Here is a 16,843-nt window from a genome sequence, read left to right as displayed (position 1 = left end):
GGCCCCGACACACCCGAGTCGCCACCCGTCGGCCTCGACGAGTCGCCCGCCGTCGTCGACGGGGTGACGGTCCGGGTGAAAAGCCTGGACGGGGTCGAGGGCGAGGCCGCGCTGCCGGGTGAGGTGTCGGGACCGGCGGTCCGCGCCGAGCTCGAGGTGTACAACGCGTCGACGGCTCCCGTCGACCTGTCGACCGTGGTCGTCAACCTGGCCTACGGCACCGGTCGGACACCGGCCAACACGTTCTCGACCGGGACTTCTTCGTTCCCGGCCTCGGTCGCGGCCGGTGCCACCGCCACGGGAGTCTTCGTGTTCGCCGTGCCCGCGGACGCACAGGACGACCTGCGGCTGACCTTCGACTACGCCGTCGACGTGCCCGTCGTCGTCTTCGAGGGATCGACCTCGTAGAACCCCTGTACCCAGAACGGGGGCCATTGTCCCCCCTTGGGGGGACCTTATAGTCGTCAAGCCATCGGTACCCGAATGCCGATGTCGCCTACCCGACCCGAATGAGGCTCCCCCATGGGACGAACCGTCTCGTCGCGCCTTCGCCTGCCCGCGATCGTCGCTGCATCTTCCGTGCTCCTGTCCGTCCTGATCGGAGTCCAGCCCGCCCAGGCCGACTCCGCACCCGCCGACCCGACATCGCCGTCGACGCCGGCGACCGTCACCGCCGACGCACTGCCCACGCCGCAGATCGACGGCTCGGTCTTCTCGCAGGTCATCGTCGGCAACACGGTCTACGCGGCCGGCAAGTTCACCAAGGCGCGCCCGGCCGGCTCCGCGCCCGGTGTGAACGAGGTCCCCCGCAGCTACCTGCTGGCGTACGACATCACCTCGGGAGCGCTCTCGACGACCTTCGCCCCGGTCATCGACGGCCAGGTCAAGGCCCTCGCGGCCTCGCCCGACGGCAAACGCCTCTACATCGGTGGCGCCTTCACGAAGGTCAACGGCGTCGCCAAGTACCGCCTCGCCGCCCTCGACCCGGCGACGGGCACCCTGGTGACCAGCTGGAACCCCGGCACCAACGCGACGGTCAACGCCATCGCCGCGGTCGGCCCGAACGTCTACGTCGCCGGCGTCTTCTCGAGCATCGGCAAGGACACGCGCACCAAGGCCGCCGCCGTGACGGCGTCCAACGGCACCAACCTGGCCTGGGCGCCGCAGATCGCCGGTGGTGACGTGCTGGCGATGGTCGCGAGCCCTGACGGGTCGAAGATCGTGCTCGGCGGGTCGTTCAGCTCGGTCAACGGTTCCTCGCAGCCCGGCTACGGTCTCGCCATGGTCGACTCGACCTCGGCGGCGAACCTGCCGTTCCAGGCCAACGACGTGATCCGCAACGGCGGCGGCCAGGCCGCGATCTACAGCCTGAGCGCCACGGCGAACGGCGTATACGGCTCGGGTTACACCTTCGGCGGCGGTGGCCGTCTCGAGGGTGCCTTCAAGTCGACCTGGGGTGGCGACCTCGTCTGGGTCGAGGACTGCCACGGCGACACCTACTCGGTCGCCGCGAACAGCACGGCCGTCTACATCGCCGGCCACCCGCACTATTGCGGCAACATCGGCGGCCAGCCGCAGACCGACCCCTGGACCTTCCAGCGGGCGATGGCCTTCAGCGACTCGGCGACCCAGACGGTCACCAACGACCCCATGGGCTACTACAATTTCGCTGGCAACCCGGCCCCGAGCATCCTGAACTGGTTCCCCGACTTCGGCACCGGCAGCTACACCGGCCAGAACCAGGGCCCGTGGAGCGTCGCTGCGAACGACAAGTACGTGGTCTACGGCGGGGAGTTCCCGACGGTCAACGGCAAGGCCCAGTACGGCCTGACCCGCTTCGCCGTGTCGAGCATCGCCCCGAACAAGGAGGGCCCGGTGTACTCGGGTGCCCTGTTCGAGCCCACCCTCGTCTCCCTCGAGTCCGGCAGCGTCCGGGTCGCGTGGCAGTCCAACTGGGACCGCGACAACGCCAACCTGGCCTACCAGGTCTACCGCGACGGCAACCTCACGACGCCCGTCTACTCGACGACGGCGTCCTCGACCTTCTGGAAACGCCCCTCCATCGGGTTCGTCGACAAGGGGCTCACGCCGGGCAGCACGCACGATTACCGCGTGCGCGCCACCGACCCGCTCGGCAACACCGTCCTCGGTGACACCGTCTCGGTGACGGTGTCGACCACCGCCCCCTCGCCCTACCAGCAGCAGGTGTCCGCCGACGGCGCCACGTCCCTCTGGCGCCTCGGCGAGAAGAGCGGCTCGACCGTCTACGACTCGATCGCGTTCGACGACCAGCAGGCCCAGGCCGGCGTGACACGCGGGGCCAGCGGCCAGGCGTCGACCGACTCGGACGGCTCGAGCACCTTCTCGGGCACGGACACCGGCCTCTCATCGACGACGTCGGCCATCACCGCCCCCCAGACGTTCTCGGTGCAGGCGTGGTTCCGGACGACGTCGACGACCGGCGGCAAGATCGTCGGCTTCGGCAGCAACCGGACGGGCCTCTCGGGTTCGTACGACCGCCACCTCTACATGGACCCGCAGGGCCGCGTGTCGTTCGGCGTCTACCCCGGCTCGTCGCGCATCATCACGAGCCCGACCGCGCTCAACGACGGCCAGTGGCACCAGGTGGTCGGCACGCTGAGCTCGGCCGGCCAGTCGTTCTACGTCGACGGCAAGAAGATCGCGACCGACGCCGGGACCACCAGTGGCCAGGACTACACCGGCTTCTGGCGCATCGGCGGCGACAACAACTGGAACGGCGCCCCGTACTTCCAGGGCGACATCGACGACGTGTCGATCTACCCGACGGCCCTGAGCGGCAAGCAGGTCGACGGCCAGTGGGTCGCCTCGGGACGCGCGAGCAGGCTGCCGAAGGCCCCGACCGACGCCTACGGTGCCCGGGTGTTCCAGGACGACCCCGAGGCGTACTTCCGCCTCGACGGCGACGGGGGCTCCGTGGCGGCCGACTCCTCGCCCGTCGGCACCGACGGCCTGGTGAGCGGCGGCGTCACGACCGGTGACGCTCCGGCGATCTCGTCGGGGTCGGGTCACTCGGCGCGGTTCGACGGCTCGTCCGGCGGCGTCTCGACCACCACCTCGTACGACGCTCCGAACACCTACTCGCTCGAGACCTGGTTCAACACGACCACGACCTCGGGTGGCAAGCTGATCGGCTTCGGCAACCAGCAGACCGGCTACAGCGGCAACTACGACCGCCACGTCTACATGGAGCAGGACGGTCGCCTCCAGTTCGGCATCTGGACCGGTCAGATGAACCTGGCGAGCAGCACGGCCAGCTACAACGACGGCCGCTGGCACCACATGGTCGCGACCCAGGGCCCCGACGGGATGAAGCTCTACGTCGACGGCGCCCAGGTCGGGTCGAACCAGGCCACCGGGTCGGACGGCTTCCGCGGGTACTGGCGCCTCGGTGGCGACAGCTCGTGGAACTCGGGCTCGGGCTACTGGGCCGGCAGCCTCGACGAGGCCGCGGTCTACGCCCGCCCCCTCGACGCCACGACGGTCGCGCAGCACTACGCGCTCGGCGCGGACAAGCCGAACGCTTCGCCCACGGCGGCCTTCACCTCGTCGACCACCGGTCTCGGTGCCACGTTCGACGGCAGCACCTCGGTCGACGGTGACGGCTCGGTCGCCTCGTACGCCTGGGACTTCGGTGACGGCAGCGCCGCGGCGTCGGGGGTCAAGCCCTCGCACACCTACGCGGCGGGCGGCACCTACACGGTCACGCTGACCGTGACGGACGACCGGGGTGCGGTCGGCACGTCGACCGCGAGCGTGACGGTGACGGCGCCCCGCGTGAACCAGGCGCCCAGCGCTTCCTTCGCCTCGACCGTCGACCACCTGGTCGTCGCCGTCGACGGGACGGCCTCGACCGACCCCGACGGCAGCATCGCGTCGTACCGTTGGGACTTCGGCGACGGCACGGCGGCAGCCACCGGCTCCACGGCGAACCACACGTATGCCGTAGCGGGCACCTACACCGTGACCCTCACGGTGACCGACGACGAGGGCGCCACCGGCACCTCGACCGGCACGGTCACCGTCGCCCCGGCCCCGCCGGCGAACGTCGCCCCCACGGCGTCGTTCTCGAGCGCCTCGACGGGCCTGGCGGTGTCGACCGACGCGTCGGCGTCGTCCGACCCCGACGGGACCGTGGCCGGCTACGCCTGGACCTTCGGGGACGGCGGCACCGCCACCGGGAAGACCGCCTCGCACTCGTACGCGGCGGCCGGCACGTACACCGTGACCCTCACGGTGACCGACGACAAGGGTGCGTCGGGCAGCTCGACGGGAACCGTCACGGTCGCGCCGATCCCCAACGCGGCCCCCACGGCGTCGTTCACGACAGCCACCGACAAGCTCGCGGTCTCCACCGACGGACGCGCCTCGAGCGACTCCGACGGCACCGTCGCCACCTACGCCTGGGACTTCGGCGACGGCGGCACGGCGACCGGCAGCACGGCGAAGCACGACTACGCCACCGGGGGCACGTACACGGTGACCCTCGTCGTGACCGACGACAAGGGGGCCACCGGTACCCGCACCTCCACGGTGACGGTCACCGCGCCTCCGGTGGTCACGGCGGTCGCGCAGGACGGCTTCGGCCGCTCGGCGAGCAACGGCTGGGGTTCGGCCGACGTCGGCGGCGCGTGGACGCGCACCGGCCAGGCCTCGCAGTACGCGGTCGCGAAGGGCGTCGGCACCCAGTACCTGGGCGCCGCCGGCTGGAGCACCTCGATGGCCCTCACCGGCGTCAGCGCGACCGACAGCGACCTGCGCACCAGCGTCAGCCTCGACAAGGCGGCGACCGGAGGCGGCACGTTCGTCTACGTCACGGGCCGCAAGGTGGCGACGAACTCCGAGTACCGCGCGACCCTGCGCTATCGCTCGGACGGACGCGTCGTCGTCGCTCTCAACGCGTACAAGGGCACGTCGACCAACGTCACCCTGGTGAACGAGACGCTGGTGCCGGGCACGGTCACGCCGGGCGCCAAGGTCAACGTCCGACTCGAGGTCAGCGGCTCCGGCACGACGACGATCCGGGCGAAGGTCTGGATCGACGGCACGACCGAGCCCACGGCCTGGACCGTCTCGACGACCGACACGTTCGCCGGCCTGCAGGCCCCGGGCTCGGTGGCCCTGGCCGCCTACGCCTCGGGCTCCGCCACCAACGCCCCGCAGACGGTCTCGTTCGACGACCTGAGCGTCTTCAAGCCGTGACCGACGTCGCCCCGGAGCACCCGAGCGGGCTCGTCGTCCAGCAGTCGTTCCCCCGACCGCGACCGACGACGAACCCCTACCTCGTGATGCTCCGGGACGCCGTCGGCGCGGTCCCCGGGGTCGAGGTGCGCACCTTCGACTGGAGGGGCGCGCTGTTCGGCCGTTACGACGTGTTCCACGTGCACTGGCCCGAGATCCTCGTCTCGGGGCAGAGCCCGCTCAAGGCGCTCGTGCGTCAGGCGTTGACCGTCGCCCTGGTGACGAAGCTGCGACTGACGCGCACCCCGATCGTCCGCACCGAGCACAACCTCGAGCTGCCGAGCGGCATCTCCCGCCGCGAGCGCGTCCTGCTGCGCTGGATCGAGCGACGCACCACGCTCTGGGTGCGACTGAACGACGAGACGCCCGAGCACCCCGACGCCCTCGGCGCGCTCATCCCCCACGGCCACTACGTCGACTGGTTCGCGCGCTGGCCGTGGCCGTCGCGCGAGGCCGGCCGGGTGTCGTACTTCGGCTTCATCCGTCGCTACAAAGGGGTCGACGGCCTCGTCCGGGCCTTCCGTGGCGTGCCTGGCGACGACCGTCGACTGCACGCCGCCGGGAAGCCCTCCACTCCCGAGCTCGCCCACGGCCTCGAGCAGCGCGCGGCCGGCGACCCCCGGGTCAGCCTCGCCCTGCGGTTCCTCGACGACGAAGCCCTCATCGACGTGGTGCGCCGGGCCGAGCTCGTCGTGCTCCCCTATCGCGAGATGCACAACTCGGGCGGTGTGCTGACGGCCCTCTCGCTCGGGCGGCCCGTGCTCGTGCCCGCCAACGAGGTCAACGCCCGCCTGGCCGACGAGGTCGGTGCCGACTGGGTCCGGCAGTACGCCGACGCCCTCGGTCCCGACGCCGCCGCGGCCGCGCTCGACGCGGCCTCACGGCTTGACGACCACGCCCGCCCCGATCTGTCGGCCCGTGACTGGGACCGTGCCGGTGAGGCGCACGTCGCGGCGTACCGTCGGGCGATCGCCGCCACCGAGGCCGAGGCGTCGGACGTCGGGTCCGCCCGTGAGGTCAGCCGTCGACGCGGCCGTACTCCCGGTACCCCGCGCCCCACGCGCCCGCCACCATGCCGGCGCCCCGGGCCATCGTGCGGACGCCGCGAGCGCGTTGCCCCAGCGACCGTCGCCCGAGGGGGCGGGTCACCGTGCCGATCGCGTACCGACCCAGACCGCCGACGACGCGCACGCCGCCCTTGGCCGACAGCCGGAGGCGCGTGCCCAGTCGCGAGGCCCCTCGCGCGGACAGCATCACCGAGGTGAGGCTCCAGCCGTTGCCGCTGCTGTAGGCGCGCTGCACGACCCAGCGCCGCGTGACCCGGTGTGCGGGGACGACGTCGGTGACGACCGCCTCGGCGCACCACAGGATCGTGCCGCCGCCCGCGACCAGGCTGCGGGTGAACAGCGTGTCCTCGCCGCCGAGCTGCCCGAGCGCGACGTCGAAGACCAGGCCCTGACGGCGCACCGCGGCGAGGTCGAGCAGCAGGTTGTTGGTGGCCGCGACGTCGACGGGCGTGCCGGTCGCGAGTCGGCGGCGCACGAAGAAGCGGCCCTCGACGATGAACGGCTCGGGCTCGACCTCGTACTCGCTGCGCACGGGGCCGACGACGGCCGCGGCACCGGTCTCGGCCTGGAGGGCGACCAGCGCGTGCAGCCACTGCTCGGACGGCCGCTCGTCGTCGTCGATGAAGACCAGCAGGTCGCTGTCGCCGCTCTCCGCGAGTGCCCGGTTGCGGGCCGAGGCGATGCCCGGGGTCGTCTCCACGACGTAGTCCACCGCCACGGGCTCGACATCGTCACCCGGGCCGGCCGCGGCGAGCGCCGCCGCCTCGACGCGCTCGCGCCCCGACCCGCTCGCGTCGTTGTCGACCACGAGCACGCGCGCCTCGACTCCGAGTCCGCGCACGCTGCGGGCCTGCTCGACGAGCAGCGGCAGCACCGCGTCGAGGTCCCGCGGCCGGCGGAAGGTCAGCACGGCGATGGTCAGGAGGCGCGGGGCGGTCGGGTCGGTCGTCACGGGCCCCAGCATGTCAGGTCGATGACCGGTGTCGGGTCGGTCACCGCGCCTCCTGCGGGTGGACGGGGGACGAACCGTGGGTGAGTCGCTCGCCGGCCTCTCGGTGGTCGTCGTCAACTACGGCTCGACCGACCTGCTGCGGCAGAACCTCGTGCCCGTCTCGCGGGCGACCGAGGGTCTCGTCGTGGTCGTCGTCGACAACTGGTCGGGGGCGGCCGAGCGCGCCCGCGCGAGCGAGCTGGCCGCGGCCGAGGGCTGGCACCTCGTCGCGCCCGACGGCAACGAGGGCTTCGGCACCGGGGTCAACCTCGGCGTCGCCCGGGCCCGCGAGGCCGGGGCGCGCCACCACGTGCTGCTCAACCCGGACGCCCTCGCGGACGCGGGGGCCCTCGCCGCCTTGCACCGCGCCTCCTCGTCCGAACCGCTGACGATGGGCGCGCCGACCGTGCTGCGCCCCGACGGCAGCGTCTGGTCGGCCGGCAGCGACCTGTACCTGGACGACGGGCGCATCCGGTCGCGACGGCGACGACAGCCCGGCGCCCGCGTCGAGGAATGGCTCAGCGGTGCCTGCCTCGTGCTGAGCGACGAGCTGTGGCAACTCTGCGGCGGCTTCGACGACGACTACTTCCTCTATTGGGAGGACGTCGACCTGTCCCGCCGCGTCGTGAGCGCAGGAGGCGCGCTCCGGTTGCTCGACGACGTCACCGTCGTCCACGCCGAGGGCGGCACGCAGACCGCCGGCGGGGCCGACCGGTCGGGGCAGGCCAAGTCGGCCGGGTACTACCGGTACAACATCCGCAACCGTCTGCTGTTCGCGGCGAAGCACCTCGACGACGACGACCTGCGCCGGTGGCGACGCCTGACCCCGCGCATCGCGTGGGAGGTGCTGCTGCAGGGCGGTCGGCGGCAGTTCGTGCGGTCGCCGGGCACGCTGCTCGTCGGCCTGCGGGCCGTGCTCGAGGGGCGTCGGATCGTGGCGGCCGAGCTGCGGCACCGGGCCCGGTCGGCCCGCTGATAAATTTATCAAGGGTCGACCTCGACTCTGATAAATTTATCACCGTGCGATCTCCCCTCACCAACCCGTTCCAGGCAGGCTCCGACGTCGTGCCCGACGTCTGGGCCGGCCGAACCGAGCAGTTGAGCGACTGGCACCAGGTCCTGCGACCCCGTCGGCACGCCGGTCTCTACGAGACAGGACGGACGATCCTCGGCGAACCGGGCCCCGGCAAGTCGAGCCTCGTCCGCCGCATCGCCCGCGACGCCGCCGAAGCCGGCGACTGGGTGACGCCGCAGCTGCGCATGCCCACCGGGGCCGATCCCCTCAAGATCATCGCCTCCGCCGTCCTGCGACTGGCCGACCGCGCCGGGCTCCGCACCTCGACCCGGAGGGGCGTCCTCGACCTGCTCGCCAGGGTCGAGCAGGTGGCCGTGACCGGGTTCTCGGTGACGACCCGCGGCGCCGACGGCCCCGAGCCGTTCACGGCCCTCTTCGAGCTCCTCGTCGAACTCGGCCAGGCGGCGATCGAGCAGGACGCCGTCGTGATGATCCACGTCGACGAGGTGCAGAACATCGGCGACGAGGCCGCCCTCTCGCAGCTCCTCATCGCCCTCGGCGACGCCCTGTCGCACGAGGTCGAGGTCACCGTGCCCGGCGGAGGCACGGTGTCCCGCTACCTGCCCGTCGCCGTCTACCTCACGGGCCTGCCCGACTTCGAAGACATGGCGGGTGCCCGGAAAGGGGCGACCTTCGCCCGACGGTTCCGCACCATCACGCTCGGTCCCCTCGACGAGGGCGACATCCTCGAGGCACTCCAGCCCTTCGTGATCGCGGGGTGGGAGACCGCCGGCGACCACGGTGCCGTCGAGACCGTCCGCATGGACCCTGCGGCGGCGAAGGCGATCGCGGCCCTCAGCTGCGGCGAGCCATTCCTGTTCCAGCTCGCCGGCCAGCGGGCGTGGAACGTCGCGACGGCACCCGTCGTCTCCGAGGAGGACGTCGTGGCCGGCCGGCGCGGAGCCGAGAGCGAGGCGTCGGCCCACGTCGAGCGCATCCTGAACCGCCTCCCCCCGCGTGAGCACGAGTTCTTGCGGGCCATGGCGTCGCTGCCCGCCGCAGAACGCACCCTCAACGCGATCGCCGAGGCGATGGGCCTGGCCTCGGGCGCCCAGCTCGGGCCCACCTCGCAACGGCTCGACACGGTGCGTGGCGTGGTCAGCCGGGGCAAGCCGTACGCGTTCCGCAACCGTGCCGTCGAGGCCTACCTGACGACGGACTGGCCCCGAGCGGGCTGAGTTCGAGCGGGCTGAGTTCGGGCACGGGCCGCCGCTCCTCGCGCACGGCGGCGCATCCCATGATCTCCGACCATCGGTCGATCCCCGCCCGCCGGCCGCTTCCTATGCTCGACCCATGAGCACAGCCACCGCACGACCCGCGACCGCGACGCCCGGGACCGACGACGGCGAGGGGTCCGCGGATGGTCCGCGGCCGTCCCGGGCCCGACGACTCTGGGCGGGGTCGTGGCGCCTCGGCGTGGCCCTGACGACCGGGCTGGTGGCCTTCGCCGTGGTCTGGCCGTCGACCGACATGAGCGGCTGGAGCGACGCCCGGGTCGGGGCCAGCATCGTCGGTGACGTGCTCGCCGGATCGGCCGCCCTCGTCCTCGTCCCGTTCCGCCACCGGGCACCGTTCGCCGTCACCCTCGTCGTCGTCGGCCTGGCGTCGTTCTCGACCCTCGCGGTCGGGGCCGCCGCCCTGGCCGTCGTGTCGCTGGCCACGCGCCGACGCCTCGGCGAGATCGTGGCCGCCGGAGCCGTGTTCGTCGCGGCCACGGTGGTCGCGGAACTCCTCGTGTTCCGCTCGACCGACGACGGGACCTCCGTCGGGTGGACGGCCGTCGCCCTCGGTGCCGTCGTCCTCGCCTACGCGCTCCTCGCGCTGGTCGGCGTGGTGATCGGGTCGCGACGCGCCCTCGTCTCCTCGCTGCGCGAGCGGGCGCTCCTCGTCGAGCGCGACCAGGCACTCCGCGAGGAGCGGGCCCGGGACGGCGAACGGGCCCACCTGGCCCGCGAGATGCACGACGTCCTCGGGCACCGGCTCTCCCTCGTCGCCCTGCACGCCGGGGCGCTCGAGTACCGGGGCCGCGACCTCGACCCCGACGAGACCGTCGCCGCCGCGGCCGTCGTCCGGGCCGAGGCCCACTCGGCGCTCTCCGACCTGCGAGACGTGCTGGGGGTGCTGCGCGACCCGGAGGCGGGCGGGGCCTCCGCGGTCACCGTCACCGCGCCTCCTCAACCCACGCCGCTCGAGCTCGACGCCCTCGTCACCGAGGCGCGTGAGGCGGGCTCGTCGGTCACGTCCTCGATCGACGACGCCGAGCGTCTGGCCGAGGTGCCCACCACCGTCGGCCGGCACGCCTACCGCATCGTCCAGGAGGCCCCGACGAACGCCCGCCGGCCCGCCCCCGGCCAGCCGATCCGGATGTCGGTCTCGATCGGCCCGACGGACGTCGTCCGGACCCGCGCCACGACCCCCGCACCCGACGCCCCGGCCGAGCACCGCCCGGGCCACGGCCGGGCAGGCCGGGCCGAGCGCGTGCGGCTGGTGGACGGCACTTCGGGGCGGGCCCCGACGGGGACGACTTCGTCGTCGAGGCCGACCTGCCGTGGGCGCGATGACCGGCCCGCGTCCGGTCCGGGGCGTGGGCGGCGACGCCGCCGCCCTGGTGCGGTCGGGGCTCCGCCTCATCCTGGGCGGGCCCGTCGACGTCGAACGCGTGGGCGAGGCCGTGGACGGACTCGACGCCGCCGGCGTCATCGCCCGCACGGCACCGGACGTCGTGTTGATGGACATCCGCATGCCGCGCTGCGACGGGCTCGAGGCGACCGAGCGCGAGCTGGCCCGACGGCCCGACCTGCGGGTGGTCGTGTTGACGACGTTCGAGGCCGACGACCTCGTGCTGGGGGCGTTGCAACGCGGTGCCCGCGGATTCCTCGTGAAGGACACCCCGCCGGGTGAGCTCGTCGACGCCGTCCTCGCCGTCGCCCGCGGCCGCTCGATCCTGTCGCCGAGCGTGCTCGATCGCGTGATCACCGCCGCCACCCGGACCACCGCGGCGGAAGAGGCTGGCTCGGCCGCCGACGCCCGCGCCCGACTGGCCCTGCTGACCGACCGCGAGAGGGAGGTGGCCGTCGCGGTGGCCGAGGGTGCCACGAACGCCGAGATCGCCGCCGACCTCTTCGTCAGCGTCGCGACCGTGAAGACCCACGTCGGCCACGCCTACGACAAGCTCGCCGTCACCAACCGGGTCCAGCTCGCGCTCGTCGTCCGCGCGGCCCGCCCCGACGGCACACGGCCCGTGTCGGCGACGACCGACTAGCGGAGCGCGGGCACGCCGCCGAGCAGAGCCGGACCCGACGCCCTCAGCCGCCCACGAACTCCGCCAGCGACGCCGCCAGGTGCCGCGTCGTCAGTCGTTCCTCGACGAGGGCCCGCCCCGCCGCGCCGAACGCCCGGGCCTCGGCCTCGTCGCCGAGCAGCCGCAGCACGTGCGCCGCGAGCGCCGACGCATCTCCCACCGGCGCCAGCAACCCCGTGCGTTCGTGCTCCACGTAGTCCTCGATGCCCGGGGTGTTCGTCATCACGACGGGCCGCCCCGTCGCCATCGCCTCGAGGCTGACCGTCATGCCGGACGCGTGCAGGTTGTCGCGCGTCGCGACGGCCACGACCGACGCCCGTGCGTACAGCTCGGCCAGCTCGCGGTGCGAGACGTGCGGCACCACCGTGACGCCCTCGGGCGGTGCCGCGTCGCTCGTCGTCTGCACGACCAGCTCGACGTCCGGCCGCTCGGCGTGCACGCGCTCCAGCGTCGCGAACAGCGTCGCCGGGTCCCGGTCGCGGTCTCCCCCGATGCTCAGCACCATCGGTCGCGAGGGCCACGGACGCGCCGCGAAGAACTCCTCGTCGACCCCGAAGGTGAAGAACCCGACCGGGGGCCCGTCCTCACCGACGAACCGTCGCAGCGGCTCGACCTGCCCCCGGCTGATCACCCAGAGCCCGCTCATCCGTCGCAGCACGTCGCGCATGCGTCCGACGTCCTGCCCGCGCTCGACCCGGTCGGTCACCCAGATCACACCCGTGTACATCCGGTCGTGCGGCCGCGTCAGCAGCATCCGCCGCGCGACGTTCTCGTCCCAGGTCACCCCGACGTCACTCGACGGGACCCCGGACGAGGAGGCGCGGCGCGGCACCACCCGGTCGCGCAGCACCTGCAGGCGGCCGGGTTCCGCGACCGAGGCGATGCGCGCCTCCGGGTCCGAGTCGCGCAGCGCCTCGAGGCCGTAGGGCCAGAGGCCGGGCCGACGACCCGCCGCGTGGTCGGCGGCCCAGCCGGCCACGTCGCGTTCGGTCGCGAAGAGGACCTCGATCACCGCGCCTCCTTCTCGTCGTCATCGGTGCGGCCGTCCTGCGCGCGCCCCTCGGCGGCCCGTTCGGCCACCGCTCGCTCGGCGATCGCCTGGTCGGTCGCGGTCTCGTCACCGCGCTGCTCGTCGACGTCGAGGCCCGCGGCCGCCGTGGCGCCCTCGCCGTCCGCCGACTCGTCGACCACGCCGCCGCCACCCGCACCGGCCGCCGCCGCCTCGGCCCGACGCCGACCCAGGTCGCGCGACACGTACCAGAGGTTCGGCACGAGCTGGCAGAGCGCCACCGAGATCGCCGAGCCCAGCACGGGTCCCGCCGCCCCGACCTGCCCGATGAACCACCACGACAGCCCGAGGTTGAGCGGGACCATCAGCACGATCGGCAGCACCTGGAAGACCAGTCCGGTCTTGTCGGTCATGTACATGCCGACCGGGTACTTGGCCGCCTGCAGTCCGACGAAGACCACGAAGCCGACGAGCATCCAGCCGTCGAGCGTGATGGCTCCGCCCGACACGAACCGCGCCAGGAACGGGCTGAGCACGGCGAGTGCCGTGCCCAGCACGAGTCCCCCGAGCAGGAACCACAGCGTCGGCACGGTCGGCGACTCGACGCGCCCGGCCGACCGGGCCGCCGCGTAGACCGGCCAGAGCGCGATGCCCGCCGCGGCGACGGTCTGCAGCACGATGCCGAACAGCTGCGAGGCGAGGTTGTACTGGGCGAGCTCGTCGGGCCCGGCGAGGTGGCTGAGCAGCAGACGGCCGGTCTGCATCGCGACCGGCAGGGCGATCATCGGCACGAGCATCGGCCAGGCGAGGCCCAGGGCGGGCACGCCACGGTAGCTGCGGACGCGCGGCACGAGCTTGACGGCCGACCCGATCTGCGGCGACAGGGCGCGCGCCGCCACGATCAGGCAGATCACCGAGACGAGGCTGTTGGCCACGTACGAGACGACCGCGAGGTAGCTGCCGATCGGCGCGCTGAACATGACGGCCGAGCCGATCGCGAGCAGCATGAACGGCGCCACGACGGCCTGGCTGGCCACCTGCGTGCTGGTCTTCTTCAGCCCCACGAGGATGCGCTGGCCGACCGTCAGCGGGATCACCAGGCCGAACACCGCCAGGCAGAGACCGGCCGCGAGCGAGCCGCCGTCGGGCAGCAGCCCCTCGCCGAGCAGCACCGGCCACCAGCCGGCGAGCGTGATGATCAGTGCGACGGCGACCATGATGCCGCCCGACACCAGCAGCACGCGGAAGGCCGTGACGATCGAGCGCTTGACGAAGTCGTCGGTGCGGACCGACGACGACCCGGCCACGGCGTTGATCACGATCGCCGCGATGCCGAGGTCGGCGAACGGCAGCAGGGTCGGGAACGTCGAGAGCAACCCGTACTGGGCGTAGGCGTCGGTGCCGAAGTTCTGGATGATCATGCGGCTCGTGATGATGCCGAGTACGCCCGACAGGCCCATCACGATCACCTTGATCGCCGCGGTCGATCCCACGGCGGCCATCGCGCCGCCCCGACGAGGACGACCGGCCGAGCCCGTCGTCGACCGGCTCACGAGGCGCGCCCGAAGAGTCGGTCGTCCGCGGCGAGGCGTCCGTCGCGGTCGGGCAGGTCGGCCAGCACGTCGTCGGCGGCGCGGCTCGCGTCGAGCGCCGCGACGATCGCGTCGGCCAGCACCTGAGGGGAACGCGGGTCGGACGCGACCACGTGGCCGTGGGCGTCGAGCCAGTCGGCGAGGCCGGTCTCGGTCGTCGTCACGACGGTGCAACCGTGCGACAGCCCCTCGACGATCGGCAGCCCCACCTGCTCGCGCCAGGTCGGGCTCGGCTGCGACCACAGCACGAGCACGCGCGCGTCGTCGAGCACGGAGTGGATGCGCGGGCGCGGCGGGTCGACCTCGAGGGTGACCGAGGGCTGCGCGACCGACAGGGCCCGCGCCTCCTGCTCGAGGGCGCCCTTGCCGAGCAGCGTGAGCGTCGCCTGCGGGCGGGCCGCGACGACGAGCGGCCAGGCAGCCGCCAGCACGCGCAGGCCCTTCCGTTCGACGAACGAACCGACGAACGCGACCGCGGGCGGACGGACCCCGCCGCCGCGGGCGTCCTGGTGACGCGTCGGCAGCGCGGGCACCGAGGCCACGGAAGCCCGCGGTGACGGGGAACCGAGGAGGCGCGTGTACGTCTCGCGCGCCGCGTCCGTCCCGAAGACCATCCGGTCGAGTCGCCGCCAGACCGCCCGGGCCAGCACGCGTTCACCGCGTCGGCGCAGTCGCGTCCGCAACCGGGGAGCGGTCGCCGACGTGAACGGGTCGGCGTTGCCGATCAGGTAGCTCACGACGGTGGTCGGACGGCCGGTGACGCGGCGTCGCACCGCCAGGGCCGCCAGCACGAGGGCCGTCGCCGGCAGGCTCGACGTCATCAACGGTTCGTTGACCTCGAGGGTCTCGACGTCGGACCGTGCGATGAGCCAGGCCGCCCGCACCGGGCCGGCCGGCACGAGGTCGAGGCCCTCGGCGAGCGAGGCGTCGAAGTCGTACCGCGTCACCCGGTAGACGATGCTGGCCGGGGCGAGCTCGTGGGCCCGTTCGAGGTGCGCCGTGCGCAGCGACTCGTACAACCGGACGGCCGGGAGGCGCGGTGCGGCCCCCCGGGACGGCCGAGCGACGGTCACGGGGCGTCGACGCCCCGACCGCCGGCCGGGCGGGGAGAGATCGGGGCCTTCGGCGCCGACGGGCCGCCGGCACGCTGTGCGCTCTCGGAGACGCCGTCGAGGACGACGCCGAGCACGGGCACCTGGACGCCGGTCAACGCCCGGGCGGCCTGGACCAACTGGCCGCGGGACGAGTGGCCGACCGTGGCGACGAGCACGACGCCGTCGGTCAGGCGTCCGAGCTCGAGGACGTCGGACGAGCTGAGCACACCGGGGGTGTCGACGATGACCACGTCGTAGCGTTCGCGCGCGGACTCGACGAACAAGGCCATCGACTTCGAGCTGAGCAGCGGGCTGGGGTTCGGGGGCACCTCGCCGGTGGGGATCACGTCGACCCGGTCGCGCCAGGGCGTGACGGCGTCGGCGAACTCGACGCGACCCACGACGACGTCGGTCAGGCCCGTCTCGTCCGACACGGCGGCGAGGTCGGCGAGTCCGCCGCCGCGGAGGTCGGCGTCGATCACGAGGACGGACTGACCGCGTTCGGCGTAGGCCAGAGCCAGGTCGAGGATGACGGCCCCGCGGCTCTCGCGGTCGTCGGTGCTGACCGACGAGACGGCGATCGTGCGGGCGACCGCGTCCACGTCGGAGAACTGGAGCTGCGCGCGGATGCGTCGGAAGTCGTCGGCCGCCGCACCCTGGGGCTCGTCGGCGAACGCCAGGCTGCCGCGTCGACGGCGCACGACGCTGCCGAGCACGGGGGCGACGCGCAGCTCGTCGACGTCGGCCGTCGAGCGGAGGCGCGTGTCGACCACGGAGCGGACCAGGGCGAAGACGATGCCCAGGGCCGCACCGATGGCGAGGCCGGTGAGTGCGATGAGACGCCGGTTGGGGCCCGCGGGCGAGTTCGGCGGCGTGGCCTCGGCGATGGGTGCCACGCTCAGCGTCGACAGGCCGGCCGCGCTCTCGGGCGAGAGCGATCGGGCCTCGTCGCTGAGCGACCGGGTCACGGCGTTGGCGATGTCGGCCGCCCGCTGACGGTCGGGGTCGACCACGGTGACGTCGATGATGACGGTGTTCAGCGGGTTCTCGGCCGTGACCTGCCGGGCCAGCTGGACCGGCGTGAGGTCGAGCCCCAGGTCGGAGATGACCGGTTCGAGGACGACCGTCGACGTGGCCAGGCGGGTGTAGCTCTGCACCAGGTTCTGCGTGTACGACGAGCCCTGGAGCAGCTCGTTCGGGTCGGAGCCCTCGGCCGCGGAGACGAAGACGCTGCTGGTCGAGCGGAAGCTGTCGGGTCGCGTCTGGGCGTAGCCGTAACCGGCCGCACCACCGAGGAGGGCGAGGACGAGGATGACGGGCCAGCTCTTCACGAGCGCGCGCCAGTAGTGCTGAGGATCCAACTGACACTCCCGGGTTAAGTGGTTGAACCTGGCGAGCATACCCGCCGCCGACGGGGGGCCATGACCCCCCGAC

9 protein-coding genes and 3 pseudogenes are annotated in these 16,843 nt (G+C 73.0%); 7 read left to right on the top strand and 5 right to left on the bottom strand.

The genetic code is table 11. The features are described 5' to 3' along the window. Both AEQ27_RS17665 and AEQ27_RS03735 read left to right on the top strand, forming a co-directional pair. Positions 1-408: pseudogene (locus AEQ27_RS17665) on the top strand (DUF4352 domain-containing protein); the annotation flags it as partial. Positions 409-522: 114 nt separating this feature from the next. Then, a complete protein-coding gene (locus tag AEQ27_RS03735) occupies positions 523-5,241 on the top strand; it encodes a PKD domain-containing protein (RefSeq protein ID WP_054145444.1) in 4,719 nt (1,572 codons plus the stop codon). 1,056 nt (positions 5,242-6,297) lie between these two features. On the opposite strand, the gene AEQ27_RS03725 is transcribed toward AEQ27_RS03735, so the two are convergent. Continuing rightward, complete coding sequence (locus tag AEQ27_RS03725) at positions 6,298-7,299, bottom strand: glycosyltransferase family 2 protein (protein WP_235450963.1); 1,002 nt, start codon at positions 7,297-7,299, stop codon at positions 6,298-6,300. A 76-nt stretch (positions 7,300-7,375) separates the two neighbouring features. Here AEQ27_RS03725 and AEQ27_RS03720 point away from each other — a divergent pair, with 76 nt between their 5' ends. The 5 genes and pseudogenes from AEQ27_RS03720 to AEQ27_RS18670 all read left to right on the top strand — a co-directional run bounded on the left by AEQ27_RS03720 (position 7,376) and on the right by AEQ27_RS18670 (position 11,675). Next, positions 7,376-8,314, top strand: a complete 939-nt coding sequence (locus tag AEQ27_RS03720; RefSeq protein ID WP_054145442.1) for a glycosyltransferase family 2 protein — start codon at positions 7,376-7,378, stop codon at positions 8,312-8,314. A 44-nt stretch (positions 8,315-8,358) separates the two neighbouring features. Beyond that, positions 8,359-9,591, top strand: coding sequence for an ATP-binding protein (locus tag AEQ27_RS03715; protein ID WP_054145441.1), 1,233 nt, complete (start codon positions 8,359-8,361; stop codon positions 9,589-9,591). A 115-nt stretch (positions 9,592-9,706) separates the two neighbouring features. Next, positions 9,707-10,534 (top strand): annotated as a pseudogene (locus tag AEQ27_RS18680) (histidine kinase); the annotation flags it as partial. A 436-nt stretch (positions 10,535-10,970) separates the two neighbouring features. Next, positions 10,971-11,270, top strand: a pseudogene (locus AEQ27_RS18675) (response regulator transcription factor); the annotation flags it as partial. A gap of 21 nt (positions 11,271-11,291) precedes the next feature. Further along, positions 11,292-11,675 (top strand): LuxR C-terminal-related transcriptional regulator, encoded by a 384-nt coding sequence (locus AEQ27_RS18670; protein WP_369813581.1) that lies wholly within the window; start codon positions 11,292-11,294, stop codon positions 11,673-11,675. Between the two features lie 43 nt (positions 11,676-11,718). Here the strand turns inward: AEQ27_RS18670 and AEQ27_RS03695 are convergent, their stop codons facing one another. From AEQ27_RS03695 to AEQ27_RS03680, 4 genes are read right to left on the bottom strand one after another with little or no spacing between them, the layout of a single operon-like run. Then, the gene (locus AEQ27_RS03695; protein WP_152970124.1) at positions 11,719-12,726 is read right to left on the bottom strand and encodes a glycosyltransferase family 4 protein; all 1,008 of its coding nucleotides are present in this window, start codon (positions 12,724-12,726) and stop codon (positions 11,719-11,721) included. Further along, entirely contained in the window at positions 12,723-14,276 is a 1,554-nt protein-coding gene (locus AEQ27_RS03690; protein ID WP_200908315.1) for a lipopolysaccharide biosynthesis protein, read from the bottom strand. Before AEQ27_RS03690 ends, AEQ27_RS03695 begins: the two co-directional genes overlap by 4 nt. Continuing rightward, positions 14,273-15,388, bottom strand: a complete 1,116-nt coding sequence (locus AEQ27_RS03685) for a glycosyltransferase family 4 protein (RefSeq protein ID WP_054145438.1) — start codon at positions 15,386-15,388, stop codon at positions 14,273-14,275. The genes AEQ27_RS03690 and AEQ27_RS03685 overlap by 4 nt, the downstream gene beginning before the upstream one ends. Next, positions 15,385-16,770 carry a polysaccharide biosynthesis tyrosine autokinase gene (locus AEQ27_RS03680; RefSeq protein ID WP_161805466.1) on the bottom strand — a complete coding sequence of 462 codons (1,386 nt, stop codon included), beginning with the start codon at positions 16,768-16,770 and terminating at the stop codon, positions 15,385-15,387. Before AEQ27_RS03680 ends, AEQ27_RS03685 begins: the two co-directional genes overlap by 4 nt. Positions 16,771-16,843: the final 73 nt, after the last annotated feature.

The sequence above is a fragment of the Frigoribacterium sp. RIT-PI-h genome, from assembly GCF_001297205.1.
Taxonomy (GTDB): domain Bacteria; phylum Actinomycetota; class Actinomycetes; order Actinomycetales; family Microbacteriaceae; genus Frigoribacterium.
Note: the sequence above shows the minus strand (reverse complement) of the source record. Positions and strands in the feature narration are given on the sequence as shown.

Excerpts from the sequence above, each read along its gene's own strand:
- AEQ27_RS03735 (WP_054145444.1), top strand. The coding sequence starts at position 523 with ATGGGACGAACCGTCTCGTCGCGCCTTCGCCTGCCCGCGATCGTCGCT.